The following is an 18702-nucleotide window of genomic DNA, read 5'->3' as shown; positions in this document are numbered from 1 at the left end:
CCCGAGTCACGCGATCGCGAAAGCACCCATCAGCGTGACGGATGCTGCAGCCACCAGCATCTCGAGGCGCCCCTCATGAGCCCGTGCGCGCCACAGCGACCAGCCGGCGTAGAGCGCCGCGGCGCCGAGCGCGACCGGCAGCAGGGCGACACGGTCACCCATGCCGGCCATGGCGGTCTGCCCGGTGCCCGGGGTCGAGGCATCCGTGCTCATGCTCGTCATGCCCGCCATCGCGACCGTGAGCACCGCCATGGCGATCAGCCCGAGCGCGCGGTGCGCGGCGAGCGGCGTGCAGCACCGCGCGCCGCGGCCCGGGACGGCGACCACGATCGCCGCTCCGAGCTCGACGGCCACCCACATGACGCTCGGCAGCACGTGGGCGGGGGCCATGCTGTCGGCCATTCCGAGCACCATGACGGCCATGGCCGCCGGGCCGCGCCACGCGACCCGGCGGCTCGCCGAACGGCGGACGAGCTCAGTGCTGGTGGTCATGTCCGTCGTGGGCCACGTGGCCCGCGTGCCCGGCATTGGCCGAGTGGCCGGCGTGCGCGGGACCGCAGTGGTCCGACTCGGTCGCCTTGATGTTCAGCGCCGGGTTTCGGTCGAAGAATCCGTACGGCTTCATCGTGAACTTGACGTAATCGGTCGGCATGACGGGCCAGTCCTCGGGGCGAGGAAAGTGCGTGAGACCGAACGTAGTCCACAGCACGATGTCGTCACCGTCAAGGTTCCGATCGGCCGCGACGACGGCGCCCTCATCGCCGGCGTCGCCCTCGCGCTGCCCTCGCAGCGCCTTGCCGAGCCCGACGCGCTGCTCGAGCTCATCGCGGAGGATTGCCGCCGCCTCGCAGCAGCCCTGCGATGACGGCCGGCACGGCATGCGCGATGTCGAGCGCGGCGATCGGACCACCGGCGGACGCCGCGACGCCCGCGAGCCCGTGCACCGCGGCCGCCGTTGCGGCGAGTTCGGCGAGCGCGTCGTGGCCGCGTTGCCCGATGAGGTCTGTGCCGCCCGCCACGAACGCCCCGAGAATGCCGCCGAGCACGTCGCCGCTGCCGGCAGTGGCAAGCCAGTGGGTGCCGAGCGCGACGGAGATCGGCTCGGCACCCGGCGCCGCGACATACGTCGTCGCGCCCTTGAGCAGGACCGTCACGCCGAGCGCCTCCGCGGCGCGAGCCGCGGCCGTCGAGGCATCCGCGGCGATCTCGGCGGCCGTGAGAGCCGCACTCGACCGGTCCAGCGCCCGTTCGAGCTCGCGGTAGTGTGGCGTGATGACCACCGGGGCCGTCGCCGCGTCGATGCGGTCGAGCGCGCCGGCGTCGGCCACGACGGGCACGCCGTCATTGAAGGCGAGGCCGACACGCTGCTGATCCGTCTGCGTGCGGTCGGCCGCCCCGGGCATTCCCGAGCCGACGAGCCACGCCTGCACTCGCCCCTCGCCGAGCACGACCTCTGGGCGCCGGTGCAGCACGAGACCGGTCGGCGTCGCGGGACCGAGGTAGCGCACCATGCCGGCACCCGCGCGGATCGCGCCTTCGACGCCCAGCACGGCGGCGCCGGGGAACGCCTCCGACCCCGTCGCGACGCCGAGCACGCCGCGCGTGTACTTGTCGTCGCCCGCGACCGGCGCTCGGAGCATCCGTGCCGCATCGTCTGCCGTCCACACCCGCTCAGCCGTCATGTCACCACGATAGGTTCGGGGGTGTGAGCTCGCCCATCTCTCTTCCCGGTCGCACCGTCGTCTTCGACTACGGCGAGGTGATCTCGTGGACGCCGACCGATGCCGATCGCGCGACGATCCTCGCGCTCGCGGGGGTACCGGCCGAGCCGTTCTGGCGCGCGTACTTCGCACACCGCAACGGGCTCGACCAGGGCACGCACGGTGTGCGCGCCTACTGGCTCGCCATCGCCGACGAACTCGGCGTGACCTGGAGCGATGCGCGCATCCACGAGCTGTGGGCCGCCGACTTCCGCTCGTGGCTCTCGGTGAACCCCGGCACGATCGAGGTGCTCGCCGACCTCAAGGCGGGCGGCACGCGGCTCGCCCTGCTCTCGAACGCCGGCGCCGACTTCGGCTCCTACTTCCGGCACGGGCCGCTCTCCGACTGGTTCGAGGCGTTCTACGTCTCGGGCGAGCTCAGGCTGCTGAAGCCCGAGGCGGCGATCTACCGGCACGTGCTCGACGACCTCGGAATCACCGCGGCCGAGATGGTGTTCACGGACAACAGGGCGGACAACATCGTCGGTGCCGAGGCTCTCGGCATCACGGGCCACGTGTTCACCGATGCCGCCTCGCTCCGCGCGTTCCTCACCTCACTCGCCAAGGACTCATGACCTCCCAGCTGTTCACCCCGATCACCCTCGGCCCCGTCACCTTCGCCAACCGCGTCTTCGTCGCACCGATGTGCCAGTACTCGGTCGCCCAGCGCGACGGTGTCCCGACCGACTGGCATCTCATGCATCTGGGCTCGCTCGCCTCGAGCGGCGCCGCCCTCGTCATGACCGAGGCCACGGCCGTGAGCCCCGAGGGGCGCATCTCGCCGCAGGACGCCGGTGTCTGGAACGACGCTCAGGCCGCGGCCTGGGCGCGCATCGTCGGGTTCGTGCATGAGCGCGGGGCGAAGGCGGGCATTCAGCTGCAGCACGCCGGCCGCAAAGCGTCGACGTATGCGCCGTGGGGCTTCGAGGGCCGGCACGGCACGGTTCCCGAGTCCGACGGCGGCTGGGTGCCCCTCGGCCCGTCGGCGATCGCGTACCCCGGCTACGACGCGCCCGCGGCACTCGATGCCGCCGGCCTCGACAAGGTCGTGGCGGACTTCGGCGCGGCGGCGCGGCGTGCGACGGCCGCCGGCTTCGACGTGCTCGAACTCCACGCCGCGCACGGCTACCTGCTGCATCAGTTCCTCTCGCCGCTGTCGAACCAGCGCGACGACGAATACGGCGGGTCGCTCGAGAATCGCGCGCGACTGCTGCTGCGGGTCATCGATGCCGTGACGGATGCTGTCGCCGACGGCCCCGGCGCGGGGCCAGCGATCTTCGTGCGGTTCTCCGCCACGGACTGGGCCGACGGTGGCTGGAACGAATCCGACACCGCGACCGTCTCGCGCTGGGCCGCGCAGGCCGGCGCGCACTTCTTCGACGTCTCGACGGGCGGGAACGTGCCGGCGTCGATCCCGGTCGGCCCCGGCTACCAGGTGCGCTTCGCTCAGTACGTCCGCTCGCTCGGCGAGGTGCCCGTCGGCGCGGTGGGCATCATCACGAGCGGCGCCCAGGCTGAGCAGATCGTCGCGACCGGGCAGGCGGATGCCGTGCTCATCGCTCGCGAGATCCTGCGCGACCCGCGCACGCCGCAGCGCTGGGCACGCGAGCTCGGCGTCGATGACGGCGCGCTCTGGCAGCCGCAGTACGAGCGCGCCCGCCCGCGCTAAGCGCGACGCGTCGCGTCGTGCACCTCGCCCACGAGCTCCTCAAGGATGTCCTCGAGGAACAGCACACCCACGGTGTGCTGCGGCGACGCTCCCGGCGCAGACGCCACGGTTGAGGAATCCGTCACCCGCGCGAGGTGGGTCGCGGAGCGCTGCAGCTGCGCGAGCACATCCTCGATCTCGGCGTCGGCGGCCACATCGACGAAACGCCGCACGCGCGCCGCGGGCACGGGTTCGGCGAACTGCGCGCCCTCGAGGCCGAGCACGTCCTTCAGGTGAACGTAGCCGATGGGCGAGCCCGCAGCATCCTCGATGATGTAGCGGCTGAACCCGAACTTCGCGACGGCGCGCTCCACGTCTGCCGGCGTCGTCGACTCGGGCAGCCGCACGAGCTTCTCGAGCGGCACGCTCACCTCGCGTGCGGTCTTCGAGCTGAACTCGAAGGCGGCCGTGAGCGCGCCGGTCGAGTCCTGCAGCACCCCCTCGCGCGTGGACTGCTCGACGATGGTCTCGACCTCTTCGAGGGTGAACGTCGACACCGCTTCGTCGCGCGGGGTGAGGCCGACAAGGCGTACGACGCCGTTGGCCGTCCAGTTGAGCGCGTGCGTGATCGGCCCGAAGACGCGCCCGATGGCGACGAGCGGGGGCGCGAGCAGCACGACGGCACGGTCCGGAAAGGAGAACGACAGGTTCTTCGGCACGGTCTCGCCGAGCACCACGTGCAGGAACGACACGATCACCAGCGTGATGATGAACGCGGTCACCTCGATCGCGCCGTCGTTCATGCCGGTGAGCTGCAGCGGGGCCGCGAGCAGGTGATGGATCGCCGGCTCCGACACATTGAGGATCAGCAGCGAGCACACCGTGATGCCGAGCTGCGTGGTCGCGAGCATCAGCGTCGCGTGCTCCATCGCGTACAGCGCCGTCTTCGCGCTGCGCTTGCCGCGCTCCGCGGCCGGCTCGACCTGGGAGCGCCGCGCGCTGATCACCGCGAACTCGGCCCCGACGAAGAACGCGTTGCCGAGCAGCAGCACGAACAGCCAGAGGATCCCGGCCCAATCAGGCATCCGTCACCCCGTCCTTGTCCTTGCGCGGTTCGAGACGTGCGATCGGCTCGAGCGCCGGCCGGAAGCTGATCCGGTCGATGCGCCGCCCGTCGAGGGCCGTGACGCGCAGCGTTCCGCCCGTGAGCGCCACCTCGTCGCCGACCTCGGGGAGTCTGCCGAGCTCGGCCATGACGAAACCGGCCACGGTCTCGTAGCGCTCGTCCTCGGGCACGGTGACGGCGGCCCTGTCGCGCAGCTCGTCGGGCCGCAGCAGGCCGCTGAACTCGATCTCCCCGCGCGGACCCGGCGTCAGCACGCTGTCGACGGCGCCCGTGTCGTGCTCGTCGGCGACCTCGCCCACGAGTTCCTCGATCAGGTCCTCGAGCGTCGCGACACCGGCCGTGCCACCGTACTCATCGACGACGACGGCCATCTGCAGGCTGCGCGCGCGCAGCTCGGCGAGGAGCGCATCGAGGTGCATGGTCTCCGGCACCCGCAGCGCCTCGGTCTGCAAGGCGCTCACCGGAACCCGCACGCGACGCTCGCGCGGCACCGCGACCGCCTGCTTGACGTGCACGATCCCCGCGATGTCGTCGATATCGTCGTCGACGACGGGGAAACGCGAGAACCCGGATTCCCGGGCGAGAGCGATGACCGTGTCGGCGGTGTCGTCGCGCTTCACGACCTCGAGCTGGGGTCGCGGCGTCATCACATCGCTCGCGACGCGGCCCGAGAAGAGCAGGGTGCGGTCGAGCAGGCTCGCGGTGTCCTGCTCGAGCACCCCCTGCTCGGCCGAGCGGCGCACGAGGGAGCTCAGCTCTTCGGCGCTGCGCGCGCCGGAGAGCTCTTCCTTCGCCTCGACCCCGAACACCGTGAGCACCGCGCCGGCGCTCGCGTTGAGGAGCGCGACCGCGGGCCGGAACACCGTCGTGAACCCGGTCTGGAACGGGATCACGATGCGTGCCGTCGCGAGCGGCACGGCGAGCGCGAAGCTCTTCGGCACCAGTTCGCCGAGAATCATCGACACGAGCGTGGCGAGCACGATCGCGACGATCGACGAGACGACGGATGCCACGGCATCCGTCATGTCCATGGCCAGCCACACGGGCTGGAACAGCGCGCCGATCGACGGCTCGAGCAGGAAGCCCGTGAGCAGCGTCGTCAGCGTGATGCCGAGCTGCGCGCTCGACAGATGCGTCGACGTGTGGCGCAGCGCCGCGATGGTCATGCCGAGGCGGGTCTCGCCGCGCTCGCGCCGCGCCTCGAGGTCAGCCCGGTCGAGGTTCACGAGCGTGAACTCGCTCGCGACGAAGAACCCCGTGGCCACGGTCAGAACGAGCCCCGCGATGAGCTCGACGATGGCGGTCACGGGCGCACGCCCCCCGCGGTCATGGCACAGCCGTGCCCGCTGGGTCTAGCCGGGGCCGCGTCCATATGGCGGCAAGTGTACCGAGCGCTGCCGCCGCTTCCTCTAACTTCCTGCCGCGCGCTACAGTTGCGGCCTCCCGCGCCACCCCCGCGAGTTGCGCCATGCCGCAGGTGTAGCGCGCACGGTGGGTCGCTGCGCCGGCCGACTTCCCCGGCACAGCACGGGATCGGGCACAGTTCTCCACGAGTGAGACCTTTCGCCCAGCGGGTGCCTGCAGCGGGTCGGCCACAGTAATCGGCATGTCCCGAAGTCACGCTGCCGCGCGAGCCATGGAGCTCGGCCTCGATCTGACCACCGACGCACGCGGGCGCGCCATCGAGTCCGATGCGATCCGCCGCGATGTCGAGCGAGAATTCCGAGTGAAGCTCTCGCGTGGCGTCTATGCCACGACAGAGATCTGGCAATCGAAGAGTCCCGATGAGCGATTCGAAGCGTTCGTCATCGGCATCGCGGCCTCTCTCGCTGACGACGTCGTCTTCTCCCACAATGCCGCCGCGGTGCTGACCGGGCTGCCACGGCTCGGTCCGTGGCCGCATCAGGTCGAGGTCACCATTCCGCCGGCGTCCGGCGGCCGCTCGACCGGCAACGTCCGCCGCTACGGCGCCGCGCTACGCGACGATGAAGTCGTCGAGATGAGCGGATTCCTCATCACGTCGGTACCCCGCACCATCGTCGACCTCGCTCGCACCTCGAGCTTCGCCCAGGGTGTCGCTGTCGCGGATGCGGCGTTACACCGGAAGCGGCGGCCTACGCCGCTGATGTCGGTGGACGAACTCGCGGCCGAACTCGAGTATCAGCGCGGCCGTTCTCGCTTCGTGAAGATGCGCCGTGTAGCCGAATTCGCCAGCCCTCTCTCAGACTCGGTTCGGGAATCCCACAGTCGCGTCCTGATCCACGAGCTCGGTTTTCCCCCGCCGGTTCTCCAGCAGCCGTGGTTCGACGCCGAAGGCCATATCGGTGACACGGATTTCTGGTGGCCCGAGCACGATCTGGTCGGCGAGTTCGACGGCTACGTCAAGTTCATCAAGGCCGAGTTCACGCGAGGTCGATCGGTGGACCAAGTGGTCCTCGCCGAGAAGACGCGAGAAGACCGAATCCGTGCTCGCGGTCCCCGATTCGCCCGCTGGGACACGCCGTATCTCAGGGCGCCTCGCCGACTGGCGCGGCTGCTCGTCGATGCCGGTCTGCCTGCACGGCCGCGGTCGCGCTACAGCTACGGCATGCCGCCCCAGGTGTGAGTGTCGCGCGATCCCGTAGGTGTAGCGCAACGCTCGGCGCGGCTCGGCGGCTACCAGCTGACGGGGAGGGCCTTGCCCTCCTCGTAGCCGGCGGCGGACTGCAGACCGACGAGAGCGCGGTCGTGGAAGTCGGCCACGCTTCGCGCCCCGGCGTAGGTGAACGACGACCGCAGGCCGGTCGTGATCATGTCGAGCAGGTCCTCGACCGACGGCCGCATGGGGTCGAGGTAGATCTTCGACGACGAGATCCCCTCGGCGAAGAGCTCCTTGCGCGCGCGGTCATAGGCCGACAGCCGCTCGAACCGCGCCTGCACCGCCTTCGTCGACGCCATGCCCCAGCTCTCCTTGTAGAGCTTGCCCGAGGCATCCGTGCGCAACAGCCCGGGCGACTCGATGGTGCCCGCGAACCACGAGCCGATCATGACGGATGCCGCGCCCGCCGCCAACGCGAGGGCGACGTCGCGCGGGTACCGCACCCCGCCGTCCGCCCACACCGACGCGCCGAGTTCGCGCGCCGCTTCCGCGGTCTCGAGCACCGCCGAGAACTGCGGGCGGCCGACGGCGGTCATCATGCGGGTCGTGCACATGGCGCCGGGCCCGACGCCCACCTTCAGGATGTTCGCGCCTTCGGCGACCAGGTCTTCAACGGCCGAGGCGGTCACGACGTTCCCCGCGACGAGCGGCAGCCCGAGGTCGAGACCGGACACCGCACCGAGAGCCCGTCGCATGCCCTCCTGGTCGCCGTGCGCGGTGTCGAGCACGAGCACGTCGACGCCGGCGTCGCGCAGGGCCCGCGCGCGCCCGACGACGTCGCCGTTGATGCCGATCGCCGCGGCGATGCGCAGCCGACCCTCGCCGTCGACGGCGGGCGGATAGATGGTGGAGCGCAGCGCAGACGTCTTCGACAGAGTGCCGATCACCCGCCCGTTGGCGAGCACAGGGGCGAAGTCGATTCCCGCCGCATCGAGCAGGTCGAAGGCGGCGCGCCCGTCCGGCACGTCCTCGGCCTCGAGGGACGTGGCCGCTCCGTGAACGAGGTCGCCGAGCCGGGCATCCGCCGGCACAGTAGCGAGCCGCGAGGCGAGCACGGTCCCGGCATATTCACCGGCCGCGTCGTGCAGCACCACGCCGACGCCGGCGGTCGCGGGGATGTGCGTGAGCGCGTCGGCGGCGGTCTCGTCGGGCGACATCACGATCGGCGAGTCGTAGGCGGTCGGCTGCTGCTTGACCCAGCGGATGCTCTCCGCGAGCTCCTGCGGGTGCATGTCCTGGGGCAGCACCCCGAGGCCGCCCCGGCGCGCCAGCGTCGCCGCGAGTCGCGGGCCCGTGACCGAGTTCATGTTGCTCGCGACGATCGGGATCGTGGCGCCGGTGCCGTCCCCCGGCGCGAGATCGACGTCCAGACGGCTCGTGACGTCGGAGCGGCTCGGGACCAGGAACACATCGGAATACGTCAGGTCGTGCTGGGGCGAGTCGCCGTAGAACCTCATGACTCCAAAGGTATTCCGCCGAGCGCACCCGCGGCACGTGCCGATCGCACGACGGGTCTAGGCTTAAGAGTCGTTGGGCGCTGCGACCCGGAAGCCGCGCATGCCCCGCACGAGGCAATACCTGACGTCAATGGAGAAGGTGGGCGATAGGCTGTGGCAAGCCAGTTGACGGGCACGGAAGAGGGAAAGTTCGGAGCCAACGACTGGCTCGTCGAAGAGCTCTTTGAGCAGTACCTCGCCGACAAGAACTCGGTGGACCAGTCGTGGTGGCCGATTCTCGAGCAGAAGAAGGCCGACAACGGGGTCGCCGCCGCTCCCGCTCAGGCACCCGCGGCTCCCGCCGCCGCTCCTGCTCAGGGGCCCGCACCGACCGAGGCATCTGCCGCCGCGGAGTCCGCGTCCGCCACGCAGACCACGCCGGTCGCGGTCCCGCCGACTCAGCCGCCCGTCGCGCGCACCACGTCGGTCGCACCGCGCCCGACGCCGGTTCCCGCCGACGCGCCTGCGGCCTCCCCCAAGAACGACGCACCCGCGACGGCCAACGACGTGACGCCGCTGCGCGGCATGGCCAAGTCGCTCGCGACCAACATGGACGTGAGCCTCACAGTCCCGACCGCGACGAGCGTGCGCACGCTCCCGGCGAAGCTGATGATCGACAACCGCATCGTCATCAACAACCACATGGCCCGCAGTCGCGGTGGCAAGGTGAGCTTCACCCATCTCATCGGGTGGGCGCTCATCCAGGCGCTGAAGCAGTTCCCGAGCCAGAACGTCTACTACGACGTCGTCGACGGCAAGCCGTCGCTCGTGAAGCCGGCTCACATCGGTCTCGGCATCGCGATCGACCTGCCCAAGCCCGACGGCACGAGGTCGCTGCTGGTCCCCGCGATCAAGCGCGCCGAGACGCTCGGCTTCACCGACTACCTGGCCGCGTACGAAGACCTGGTCAAGCGGGCGCGGGCCAACAAGCTGACGGCGGATGACTTCGCCGGAGCGTCCGTCAGCCTCACCAACCCGGGCGGCATCGGCACGGTGCACTCGGTGCCGCGGCTGATGAAGGGCCAGGGTTGCATCATCGGCGCGGGCGCGCTCGAGTATCCGGCCGAGTTCCAGGGTTCGAGCCCGGAGACGCTGAACGACCTCGGCATCTCGAAGACGATCACGCTGACGAGCACGTACGACCACCGCGTGATCCAGGGTGCGGGCTCCGGCGAGTTCCTGAAGATCGTGCACGAGCTGCTGCTCGGCGGCCACGACTTCTACCAGGAGATCTTCGCGGCCCTGCGCATCCCCTACGAGCCGATTCTCTGGGCGCAGGACATCAACGTCGACCTCGCCCACCAGGTCAACAAGACGGCTCGCGTGCACGAGCTGATCAACTCGTACCGCGTGCGCGGCCACCTGATGGCCGACATCGACCCGCTCGAGTACAAGCAGCGCACCCACCCCGACCTTGAGATCGCGACCCACGGGCTCACCTTCTGGGACCTCGAGCGCAAGTTCGTCGCGGGCGGGTTCGCCGGCAACTACGGCGAGATGAAGCTGCGCGACATCCTCGGCGTGCTGCGCGACTCGTACTGCCGCACCGTCGGCATCGAATACATGCACATCCAGGACCCGGCGCAGCGCAAGTGGTTCCAGGACAAGCTCGAGCGCCCGTACGTGAAGCCCGGCCACGACGAGCAGCTGCACATTCTCACGAAGCTCAACGAGGCCGAGGCCTTCGAGACCTTCCTGCAGACCAAGTACGTCGGCCAGAAGCGCTTCAGCCTCGAGGGCGGCGAGTCGACGATTCCGCTGATCGACGAACTGCTGCAGGGCGCGGCGGATGCCGAGCTCGACGGCGTCGCGATCGGCATGGCCCACCGCGGCCGCCTCAACGTGCTCACCAACATCGCGGGCAAGACCTACGGTCAGATCTTCCGTGAGTTCGAGGGCGAGTTCGAACTCGCCGGCACCGGCGACGTGAAGTACCACCTGGGCACCGAGGGCACGTTCCTGTCGCCCGACGGCAAAGAGGTGCCGGTCTACGTGGCGGCGAACCCGTCCCACCTCGAGGTCGTCAACGGCGTGCTCGAGGGCATCGTTCGCGCCAAGCAGGACCGTCGCCCGCCGGCCACGTACACGACGCTGCCCGTGCTCGTGCACGGCGACGCCGCGCTCGCCGGCCAGGGCATCAACGTCGAGGTGCTGCAGATGTCGCAGCTGCGGGCCTACCGCACCGGCGGCACGATCCACGTCAACATCAACAACCAGGTCGGTTTCACGACGTCGCCGAGCGAGGCGCGCAGCAGCGTCTACTCGACGGATGTCGCGAAGACGGTCCAGGCGCCGATCCTGCACGTGAACGGCGACGACCCCGAGGCGGTCGTGCGCGTCGCGAAGCTCGCGTTCGAGTACCGGCAGGAGTTCGGCAGCGACGTCTTCATCGACCTCATCTGCTACCGCCGCCGCGGGCACAACGAGGGCGACGACCCGTCGATGACGCAGCCCCTCATGTACGGCCTCATCGAGGCGAAGCGCTCGACGCGCAAGCTGTACACCGAGGCACTCGTCGGCCGTGGCGACATCACGCAGGAGGAGTACGAGGAAGCGCATCGCGACTTCCAGGCTCGCCTCGAGCGCGCGTTCGCCGAGACGCACGAGGCACAGACCTCGCCGATCCCGATCATCACCCAGCAGCCCCGGGCCGAAGAGTCCCTCGGGGGCGAGCTCGAGTCGACCGGTGTCGCGGAATCCGTCGTGCACGCGATCGGCGACGCCTTCGACAACCCGCCCGTCGGATTCACCGTGCACAAGAAGCTCACCTCGCTGCTCAAGAAGCGCGTCGAGATGAGCCGTCAGGGCGGCGTCGACTGGGGCTTCGCCGAACTGCTCGCCTTCGGCTCGCTCGTGCTCGAGGGCACGCCGGTGCGCCTTGTCGGCCAGGACTCGCGCCGAGGCACCTTCGCCCAGCGTCACGCGGTCTTCCACGACCAGGCCAACGGCCAGGAGTGGGTGCCGCTCTCGAACCTGTCCGAGCACCAGGGCCGGTTCTTCATCTACGACTCGCTGCTGTCCGAGTACGCGGCGATGGGCTTCGAGTACGGCTACTCGGTCGAGCGCCCCGAGGCGCTCGTCGCGTGGGAAGCGCAGTACGGAGATTTCGCCAACGGCGCCCAGACCGTGATCGACGAGTACATCGCGGCGAGCGAGCAGAAGTGGAGCCAGCGCTCATCGGTCGTGCTGCTGCTGCCGCACGGCTATGAGGGCCAGGGCCCCGACCACTCCTCGGCGCGCATCGAGCGGTACCTGCAGCTCGCCGCGCAGAACAACATGACGATCTCGCGCCCGTCGACGCCCGCTTCGTACTTCCACCTGCTGCGCCGCCAGGCGTACGCGCGGCCGCGCAAGCCGCTCATCGTGTTCACTCCGAAGGCGATGCTGCGTCTGCGTGGCGCGACGAGCGAGCTCGCCGACTTCACGTCGGGTCGATTCCAGCCCGTGATCGATGATGCGGATGCGTCGGACAAGGCCTCCGTCGCCCGCGTGCTCGTGTGCGCCGGCAAGATCTACTACGACCTCAAGGCGGAGCTCGCGAAGAACCCCGATCCGCGCATCGCGGTCGTACGGCTCGAGCAGTTCTACCCGTTCCCCGACGACGAGTTCGGCGCCGTGGTGGCGCAGTACCCGAACGCCGAGCTCATGTGGGTGCAGGACGAGCCTGAGAACCAGGGCGCCGCGCCGTACATGGTCGACGAGGCCCGGCGCGCCGGCAAGCGGTCGTTCTCGCTCGCGTCGCGCCAGGCATCCGCTTCGCCCGCTGTCGGCACAGCCAAGCGCCACGCCGTCGAGCAGGCCGAGGTGCTGCGGAAGGCGCTGACGCTGGGCTGAGCTTGTTCGTCGTGCCGGGCGAGGACCGGCACGACGACAGACTCAGTGCGTCTGCAGGGCGCGGATGCGCGTGAGCACCTGCGCGCGGAGCTCTTCCGGCGCGGTCTCGCGGCAGGCTCGCTGCACGGCCTCGATCAGCACGACGCCCACCTGGTGCTCGTTCGAGCAGCTCGAGCAGGTGGCGAGGTGGTCACGAATGTCTGCGGCCTCATCGGCGAGCAGTTCGTGGTGCAAGTATTCTTCGAGGTCGTGCTTGGCTTTATCGCAGCCACAGTCGGTCATTTGGTGCTCCTGACGGGTGAAGTTCGCGCCGCGATGCCGCGCTCGCCGGCGTAGTCGGCGAGCAGTTCGCGAAGCATGCGCCTGCCACGGTGCAGACGGCTCATCACGGTGCCGATAGGGGTCTTCATGATGTCGGCGATCTCCTGGTACGAGAATCCTTCGACGTCGGCGAAGTACACGGCCATCCTGAAGTCTTCGGGAATCGCCTGCAGCGCGTCTTTCACTGCGGAGTCGGGCAGATGGTCGATCGCCTCGACCTCGGCCGAACGCGCCGAGCGCGCGGTGGTCGACTCCGCACCGCCGAGCTGCCAGTCCTCAAGGTCTTCGATGGGGCTCTGGTAGGGCTCGCGCTGCTTCTTGCGGTAGTTGTTGATGAACGTGTTCGTCAGAATGCGGTACAGCCACGCCTTGAGGTTGGTGCCCTGCTTGAACTGCGCCCAGGCGGCGAAGGCCTTCACGAAGGTCTCCTGCACAAGGTCTTGGGCGTCTGCGGGGTTGCGGGTCATACGCAGCGCCGCCGCATAAAGCTGGTCCATGAACGGAAGCGCCTGCACCTCGAAGGGCAGCGCTTCCGGCTCGGCCAGTACTTCACCTGACTGCGGCTCTGCGGACGCGCTCGTGGACTCGAAGTCGTCGCTCATTGCGGCCAAGTCTACGACCGGGCGGCAGGCCTCATCGGGTCGCTCAAGCAGTGCTGTCGACACACGCATCCTCTCCGTCGCGGGGCCATCCGTACGACTGGCCCGCTATTCTGCAACCGATGCAGATCCGCACCTATTCCAGGCCCGAGTTCGATCCCTACGGCGACAACGAACCGGTGCCGAGCAACGAGCTGTGGCCGGCGCCCAGCGCGACGTCCCCGGTCGACGCCGACGTGACGCTGCCCGGGTCGAAGTCGCAGACCAATCGCGAGCTCGTGCTCGCCGCTCTTGCCGACGGCCCGTCGGTGCTCAGCGCTCCCCTGCACTCGCAGGACAGCGACCGCATGGTCGAGGCGCTCACCTCGCTCGGCGTGGGTATCGAACGGATGCCGGATCACGCAGAGGTTGATCCGCACGGATCGCAGAGACGACCCACTGGGTCGTCGCGTCCGGCGACCCCTGCGCACTACTTCGGCGCCGACCTTCGCATCACGCCGGCTGCCGAGCTGACCGGTTCCACGACCATCGATGCGGGCCAGGCCGGCACCGTGATGCGGTTCATTCCGCCGGTCGCGGCACTCGCTCTCGGCCCCGTCACGATCGATGCCGACGATTCCGCGCGCGGGCGCCCGATGACGGCGATGGTCGATGCGCTGCACGCGCTCGGCGTGGACCTCGCCGATGAGGGCCGCGGTGCACTGCCGTTCACGATCCACGGCACGGGGCGGGTCGCCGGTGGCGAGATCACGATCGACGCGTCCAGCTCGAGTCAGTTCGTCTCCGGCCTGCTGCTCTCGGCGCCGCGCTTCGAGAACGGCCTCGTGCTGCACCACTCAGGCGAGCGCCTGCCGAGCCTGCCGCACATTGAGATGACCATCGCGGCGCTCGCGGCCCGCGGCGTCACGGTCTCATCCCCCGCGCTCGGCACGTGGGTGGTCGAGCCGCAGCTCATCGGCGCGCGGGACGTGGCGATCGAGCCCGATCTGTCGAACGCGGCGCCGTTCCTCGCGGCGGCGGTGGCGACGGGCGGCCGGGTCACGCTCAGCGGCTGGCCCGGGGAGACGACTCAGGTGGGTGCCGACCTGGCGAGGTATCTGCCGCTGTTCGGTGCCGAGGTGAGCCTCGACGGCGACCGGCTCACGGTGCGCGGCGGCGAACGCATCCGTGGTGTCACCCTCGATCTGACGACGGGCGGCGAGCTCGCCCCGGCTCTTGCGGCCCTCGCCGCGCTGGCCGACGGCCCGAGCGAGATCACGGGAATCGGCCACATCCGGAATCACGAGACCGACCGGCTCGCCGCCCTCGCTGCTGAGATCAACGGACTCGGCGGCGCGGTCACCGAGCTGGAAGACGGCCTGCGCATCGAGCCGCGCACCCTGCACGGCGGCATCTGGAAGAGCCATAAGGACCACCGCATGTCGACCGCTGGCGCGCTGATCGGGCTGGTCGTGCCTGGCGTCGAGATCCACGACATCGGCGCAACCGCGAAGACGCTGCCGCAGTTCCCCGAGCTGTGGCAGCGGATGCTCACGGCACCGGCCGAGGGCGTATCGCTTCCGTGAGCTGGTGGTCGGACGCCGACGATGACGAGGAGCCGTACGGCGAGTACGACGAGTCCTCCGTCCGGGTCCGCCCGAACCCGAAGGGCACCCGCCCCCGCACGAAGCAGCGGCCGGAGCACGACGATGCGCTGACCGGCCGTGTGCTCGGTGTCGATCGCGGGCGCTACACCGTGCTGCTCGATGAGGATCAGCCCGACGAGCACCAGCTCACGGCCTCCCGGGCACGCGAGCTGCGACGGCAGGCGATCGTCACCGGCGACCGCGTCGACATGGTCGGCGACACGACCGGGGAGGACGGCACGCTCGCCCGCATCGTGCGCATCGGCGAGCGCACGACTCTGCTGCGCCGCTCAGCGGATGATACGGATGCCGTCGAGCGGGTGATCGTCGCGAACGCCGACCAGATGCTCATCGTGATCGCCGCCGCGAACCCCGAGCCGCGCGTACGTCTCGTCGACAGGTATCTCGTCGCCGCCTACGACGCCGGCATCGACCCGTTGATCGTCATCACGAAGACCGATCTCGTCGACCCTGCGCCGTTCCTCGCGAACTTCGGGGCGCTCGACCACCTGCAGCTCTTCACGAGCGCCCGCGATGCGATGCCGACCGACGAGCTCGCCGCAGCTCTCGTCGGCCACACGACGGTGGCGGTCGGGCACTCGGGCGTCGGCAAGTCGACGCTCGTGAACGCTCTCGTGCCGAGCGCCGATCGCGCGACGGGCCACGTCAATGAGGTGACCGGCCGTGGTCGGCACACCTCGTCGTCCACTGTCTCGCTTCGTGTCCAGACGGACGCCGGGCGCGGGTGGATCATCGATACGCCGGGCGTGCGCTCGTTCGGCCTCGGGCACGTCGACCCGGCGAACATCCTCCGCGGCTTCCCCGACCTGAACCGGCTCGCCGAGAACTGTCCCCGCGGCTGCACCCACCTGCCCGACGCGCCGGACTGCGCGATCGCAGAGGCGATCGCGGCGGGAGCCCTTGGGGCCGCCGGGCCGATCCGTCTCGACTCCCTGCAGCGCCTGCTGCTCACCCTGGCCCCGGGCGCCGGCAGCGGCACCGGTCAGGCATCCGCCGATGCTCAGTGAGCCACCCGCGCTATCCGAGTCCGCTCGAGGCCGGCGTGACGTGGCGCGCGGCGAAAGCACCAGTTCGGGTCCCGACCCCGCGAACGTCGCTAGCATCGAGGTGACCCCTCGTGGGTCTGTCGCAGGGAGGCGCGCAATGGAACGGGTGACCATCGCGCATCTCGCGGAGCAGCTCGGGATTTCAAAGGCATCCGTCTCGTACGCTCTGAACGGCCAGTCCGGGGTCAGCGACCAGACCCGTGACCGGGTGCTCGCACTCGCTCGTGAGCTGGGCTGGCGCCCATCGTTCTCGGCCCGCGCGCTCTCGCGCTCGCGAGCGGATGCCATCGGCATGGTGCTGCGCCGCGACCCGGCGCTGCTCGGCGCCGAGCCGTACTACATGCGCCTGCTCGAAGGCGTCGAGGACGTGCTGACGGCGGCAGGCCAGAGCCTGCTGCTGCGCATGGTCGGCACGGCGCCTGGGCGCGACATCGCGGTGTACGAGCGCTGGGCGGCTGAGCGCCGCGTCGACGGCGTCATCGTCCTCGACCGCACGACCGATGACCCGCGACCTGCGCAGCTCACACGCCTCGGCATGCCGTTCGTGCTGCACGGCGTGCTGCCCACCGACGAGCCGGGCACCGAGCGCATCGAGGACCAGCACCGCGACGCAGCGCTGCTCGTCGAGCATCTGCACCAGCTCGGTCACCGGCGCATCGGACACGTGACGGGCCCCCTGCACCTCACCCATGAGCTCGACCGCACGCAGGCCGTGCACACCGAGGCGGCCGCGCGGGGCATGAGCGCGCGCTTCGCCGAGGCCGACTACACGTACGACTCCGCATATGCGCGCGTCAACGAGCTGCTCGATTCGGATGCCCGGCCCACCGCGCTGATCTTCTCCAACGACGTGATGGCCGTGGCGGGCCTGCGCGCGCTCGCCTCTCGCGACGTGGGCGAGATCGCTCTGCTCAGCTGGGACGACTCGATGCTCTGCCAGTTCGCCTCCCCCGCCATCTCCGCCCTCGAACGCTTCCCCGACCGGGCCGGCCGGCGCAGCGCCGCGATGCTGCTCGCTCTTCTCGCCGATGGTGATGGCGCCGAAACCGCCGACGGCGGGGCACTGGGCGCCGCTGCGGCTGGAGCTCGTGCCGTCGACGGTGCTCTCGCGGCAGACATCGGGCCGAACGCCAGCGAGTTGCGGGTACGCGGCACCAGCACGCGCGCGCCGCTCACCTGACGTGCCGGGCTAGGGTCGAGAGGTGACCTCCGCTGACCTCGTCGCCGATCGGCTCGCGCCCGGCGACATCGCCCCTGGTTTCGCGTTGCCCGACGCGAACGGCCGCATCATCTCGCTGACCGACTTCGCCGGACGCGGGGTGATCGTGTATTTCTACCCTGCCGCGCTCACGCCCGCGTGCACGACGCAGGCGTGCGACTTCCGCGACGGGCGCGCCGAGCTGGCGGATGCCGGCTTCACGGTGCTCGGCATCTCGAAGGACCCCGTCGCGAAGCTCGCGACGTTCGCCGAGCAGGAGCACCTCGACTTCCCCCTGCTGTCCGACGAGAGCCTCGAGGTGCATCGGGCCTACGGCGCGTGGGGCGAGAAGCAGCTCTACGGCAAGACCGTCGTCGGCGTGCTGCGCTCGACGTTCGTCATCGGCCCTGACGGCGTGCTCCAACACGCCCTGTACAACGTCAAGGCCAAGGGGCACTTCGACATGCTCCGGCGCGAGCTCGGCCTGCTGCGCTAGCTTCCCCGCGGCTCGCGGCCGAGGCTCCTGCTCACTGACGGCGTGAGCACGAGGACGATGCCGGCGAGCCCCAGCACGAGCAGCACGACGCCGATGAGCGGTCCGGCGAGCAGACCCTGCATCGCTCCGACGCCGACGGCGAGCTGGATGAGCTGCCAGGTGATGACGAGGCCGCGCGACCAGCCGCGAGCCAGCCACGCGCCGAGCGCGGCGGCGACGACCCACAGGCACCCGATCACCAGGCACACGAGGTAGGCGATCCCGTCGGACTCGACCTTCGCGCCACGCGCGACGAACACGCCGACGGTGAGTACTGTTGCAATGATCACCAAGACGGCTTCGACCGTCACGATCGCCGCCAGCACTGCCAACGCCCCGCGGGCGCCCCTAGCAGATGCAGGTTTCATGCTTGTGTTCACAGGGTTATCCCATTCAAAACTATTGATCTGCGTCCGCCCCCCATGGGAGAATATCCGAGTCCGGTAATGCGCTCACAGGGCAGTGGGCAGGTCTGATATCCCCACAGATCTTCGGCCCTGTTTCCGGTCATTTCTGTTCACCGAAGTAGCGCCAAACCCCTTCGCCGCCTCGGTCCCCAGCAACAAAAAGGAGCATCCGCATGGACTGGCGCGACAAAGCCGCATGTCTCACCGCTGACCCCGAACTGTTCTTCCCGATCGGCAACACCGGCCCCGCCGTCGACCAGATCGAGAAAGCCAAGCTTGTCTGCGGCCGCTGCCCCGTGACTGAGATCTGCCTGCAGTACGCCCTCGAGACCGGCCAGGACTCGGGCGTCTGGGGCGGCCTGTCCGAAGACGAGCGCCGCGCCCTCAAGCGCCGCGCGGCCCGCGCACGCCGCTCGGCGTAGCGCAGCCTCCCCGCCTCGCCGCGCGG

The 18702-nt window shown here is 69.9% G+C and carries 18 protein-coding genes; 9 read left to right on the top strand and 9 right to left on the bottom strand.

The features are described from left to right. Positions 1-6: 6 nt before the first annotated feature. Genes ACFOYW_RS18015 through ACFOYW_RS18005 form a run of 3 tightly spaced genes read right to left on the bottom strand, consistent with a single transcriptional unit; the run spans position 7 to position 1682 of the window. Complete coding sequence (locus ACFOYW_RS18015) at positions 7-492, bottom strand: hypothetical protein (RefSeq protein WP_390232299.1); 486 nt, start codon at positions 490-492, stop codon at positions 7-9. Further along, a complete protein-coding gene (locus ACFOYW_RS18010) occupies positions 476-880 on the bottom strand; it encodes a copper amine oxidase (protein ID WP_390232296.1) in 405 nt (134 codons plus the stop codon). The genes ACFOYW_RS18015 and ACFOYW_RS18010 overlap by 17 nt, the downstream gene beginning before the upstream one ends. After that, positions 822-1682: an ADP-dependent NAD(P)H-hydrate dehydratase gene (locus tag ACFOYW_RS18005; protein WP_390232293.1), complete on the bottom strand. Its 861-nt coding sequence runs from the start codon at positions 1680-1682 to the stop codon at positions 822-824. The genes ACFOYW_RS18010 and ACFOYW_RS18005 overlap by 59 nt, the downstream gene beginning before the upstream one ends. Before the next feature lie 23 nt (positions 1683-1705). Between ACFOYW_RS18005 and ACFOYW_RS18000 the strand changes: the two genes are divergently transcribed. Together ACFOYW_RS18000 and ACFOYW_RS17995 are read left to right on the top strand one after the other, a co-directional pair. Next, a complete protein-coding gene (locus tag ACFOYW_RS18000) occupies positions 1706-2335 on the top strand; it encodes an HAD family hydrolase (RefSeq protein WP_390232290.1) in 630 nt (209 codons plus the stop codon). After that, positions 2332-3429, top strand: a complete 1098-nt coding sequence (locus ACFOYW_RS17995; protein WP_390232287.1) for an NADH:flavin oxidoreductase/NADH oxidase — start codon at positions 2332-2334, stop codon at positions 3427-3429. Before ACFOYW_RS18000 ends, ACFOYW_RS17995 begins: the two co-directional genes overlap by 4 nt. Here ACFOYW_RS17995 and ACFOYW_RS17990 read toward each other — a convergent pair. Together ACFOYW_RS17990 and ACFOYW_RS17985 are read right to left on the bottom strand one after the other, a co-directional pair. Continuing rightward, positions 3426-4493, bottom strand: a complete 1068-nt coding sequence (locus ACFOYW_RS17990; protein ID WP_390232285.1) for a hemolysin family protein — start codon at positions 4491-4493, stop codon at positions 3426-3428. The genes ACFOYW_RS17995 and ACFOYW_RS17990 overlap by 4 nt on opposite strands. Further along, positions 4486-5841 carry a hemolysin family protein gene (locus ACFOYW_RS17985; RefSeq protein ID WP_390232282.1) on the bottom strand — a complete coding sequence of 452 codons (1356 nt, stop codon included), beginning with the start codon at positions 5839-5841 and terminating at the stop codon, positions 4486-4488. The genes ACFOYW_RS17990 and ACFOYW_RS17985 overlap by 8 nt, the downstream gene beginning before the upstream one ends. A 299-nt stretch (positions 5842-6140) precedes the next feature. Between ACFOYW_RS17985 and ACFOYW_RS17980 the strand changes: the two genes are divergently transcribed. Then, entirely contained in the window at positions 6141-7139 is a 999-nt protein-coding gene (locus ACFOYW_RS17980; RefSeq protein WP_390232279.1) for a type IV toxin-antitoxin system AbiEi family antitoxin domain-containing protein, read from the top strand. Between the two features lie 50 nt (positions 7140-7189). Here ACFOYW_RS17980 and guaB1 read toward each other — a convergent pair whose 3' ends face one another. Beyond that, positions 7190-8629, bottom strand: coding sequence for a GMP reductase (gene guaB1 / locus ACFOYW_RS17975; protein WP_390232277.1), 1440 nt, complete (start codon positions 8627-8629; stop codon positions 7190-7192). A 153-nt stretch (positions 8630-8782) separates the two neighbouring features. Here guaB1 and ACFOYW_RS17970 point away from each other — a divergent pair, with 153 nt between their 5' ends. Then, on the top strand, positions 8783-12502 hold the full coding sequence (locus ACFOYW_RS17970; RefSeq protein WP_390232274.1) for a multifunctional oxoglutarate decarboxylase/oxoglutarate dehydrogenase thiamine pyrophosphate-binding subunit/dihydrolipoyllysine-residue succinyltransferase subunit: 3720 nt from the start codon (positions 8783-8785) through the stop codon (positions 12500-12502). Positions 12503-12544: 42 nt separating this feature from the next. Here the strand turns inward: ACFOYW_RS17970 and ACFOYW_RS17965 are convergent, their stop codons facing one another. After that, complete coding sequence (locus ACFOYW_RS17965; protein ID WP_390232272.1) at positions 12545-12784, bottom strand: zf-HC2 domain-containing protein; 240 nt, start codon at positions 12782-12784, stop codon at positions 12545-12547. Continuing rightward, the gene (locus tag ACFOYW_RS17960) at positions 12781-13425 is read right to left on the bottom strand and encodes a sigma-70 family RNA polymerase sigma factor (RefSeq protein ID WP_390232269.1); all 645 of its coding nucleotides are present in this window, start codon (positions 13423-13425) and stop codon (positions 12781-12783) included. The genes ACFOYW_RS17965 and ACFOYW_RS17960 overlap by 4 nt, the downstream gene beginning before the upstream one ends. 119 nt (positions 13426-13544) lie before the next feature. Between ACFOYW_RS17960 and aroA the strand changes: the two genes are divergently transcribed. The 4 genes from aroA to bcp all read left to right on the top strand — a co-directional run bounded on the left by aroA (position 13545) and on the right by bcp (position 17808). After that, on the top strand, positions 13545-14987 hold the full coding sequence (gene aroA / locus ACFOYW_RS17955; RefSeq protein WP_390232267.1) for a 3-phosphoshikimate 1-carboxyvinyltransferase: 1443 nt from the start codon (positions 13545-13547) through the stop codon (positions 14985-14987). Next, complete coding sequence (rsgA, locus tag ACFOYW_RS17950) at positions 14984-16075, top strand: ribosome small subunit-dependent GTPase A (RefSeq protein WP_390232264.1); 1092 nt, start codon at positions 14984-14986, stop codon at positions 16073-16075. Before aroA ends, rsgA begins: the two co-directional genes overlap by 4 nt. 136 nt (positions 16076-16211) lie before the next feature. Continuing rightward, on the top strand, positions 16212-17294 hold the full coding sequence (locus ACFOYW_RS17945; RefSeq protein ID WP_390232262.1) for a LacI family DNA-binding transcriptional regulator: 1083 nt from the start codon (positions 16212-16214) through the stop codon (positions 17292-17294). Between the two features lie 22 nt (positions 17295-17316). Continuing rightward, on the top strand, positions 17317-17808 hold the full coding sequence (gene bcp / locus ACFOYW_RS17940) for a thioredoxin-dependent thiol peroxidase (protein ID WP_390232259.1): 492 nt from the start codon (positions 17317-17319) through the stop codon (positions 17806-17808). Here the strand turns inward: bcp and ACFOYW_RS17935 are convergent. Then, positions 17805-18137: a hypothetical protein gene (locus ACFOYW_RS17935; protein WP_390232256.1), complete on the bottom strand. Its 333-nt coding sequence runs from the start codon at positions 18135-18137 to the stop codon at positions 17805-17807. The genes bcp and ACFOYW_RS17935 overlap by 4 nt on opposite strands. 290 nt (positions 18138-18427) lie before the next feature. Between ACFOYW_RS17935 and ACFOYW_RS17930 the strand changes: the two genes are divergently transcribed. Beyond that, a complete protein-coding gene (locus ACFOYW_RS17930; RefSeq protein ID WP_390232254.1) occupies positions 18428-18676 on the top strand; it encodes a WhiB family transcriptional regulator in 249 nt (82 codons plus the stop codon). The last annotated feature ends 26 nt before the right edge of the window (positions 18677-18702 follow it).

This window comes from Gryllotalpicola reticulitermitis, assembly GCF_042651345.1.
In the GTDB taxonomy this organism is placed as follows: Bacteria; Actinomycetota; Actinomycetes; order Actinomycetales; family Microbacteriaceae; genus Gryllotalpicola; species Gryllotalpicola reticulitermitis.
This window is presented reverse-complemented; position numbering and strand designations above follow the sequence as displayed.

Excerpts from the sequence above, each read along its gene's own strand:
- ACFOYW_RS18015 (WP_390232299.1), bottom strand. The coding sequence starts at position 492 with ATGACCACCAGCACTGAGCTCGTCCGCCGTTCGGCGAGCCGCCGGGTC.
- ACFOYW_RS18010 (WP_390232296.1), bottom strand. The coding sequence starts at position 880 with ATGCCGTGCCGGCCGTCATCGCAGGGCTGCTGCGAGGCGGCGGCAATC.
- ACFOYW_RS18005 (WP_390232293.1), bottom strand. The coding sequence starts at position 1,682 with ATGACGGCTGAGCGGGTGTGGACGGCAGACGATGCGGCACGGATGCTC.
- ACFOYW_RS17995 (WP_390232287.1), top strand. The coding sequence starts at position 2,332 with ATGACCTCCCAGCTGTTCACCCCGATCACCCTCGGCCCCGTCACCTTC.
- ACFOYW_RS17990 (WP_390232285.1), bottom strand. The coding sequence starts at position 4,493 with ATGCCTGATTGGGCCGGGATCCTCTGGCTGTTCGTGCTGCTGCTCGGC.
- ACFOYW_RS17980 (WP_390232279.1), top strand. The coding sequence starts at position 6,141 with ATGTCCCGAAGTCACGCTGCCGCGCGAGCCATGGAGCTCGGCCTCGAT.
- guaB1 (WP_390232277.1), bottom strand. The coding sequence starts at position 8,629 with ATGAGGTTCTACGGCGACTCGCCCCAGCACGACCTGACGTATTCCGAT.
- ACFOYW_RS17965 (WP_390232272.1), bottom strand. The coding sequence starts at position 12,784 with ATGACCGACTGTGGCTGCGATAAAGCCAAGCACGACCTCGAAGAATAC.
- ACFOYW_RS17960 (WP_390232269.1), bottom strand. The coding sequence starts at position 13,425 with ATGAGCGACGACTTCGAGTCCACGAGCGCGTCCGCAGAGCCGCAGTCA.
- aroA (WP_390232267.1), top strand. The coding sequence starts at position 13,545 with ATGCAGATCCGCACCTATTCCAGGCCCGAGTTCGATCCCTACGGCGAC.
- ACFOYW_RS17945 (WP_390232262.1), top strand. The coding sequence starts at position 16,212 with ATGGAACGGGTGACCATCGCGCATCTCGCGGAGCAGCTCGGGATTTCA.
- ACFOYW_RS17930 (WP_390232254.1), top strand. The coding sequence starts at position 18,428 with ATGGACTGGCGCGACAAAGCCGCATGTCTCACCGCTGACCCCGAACTG.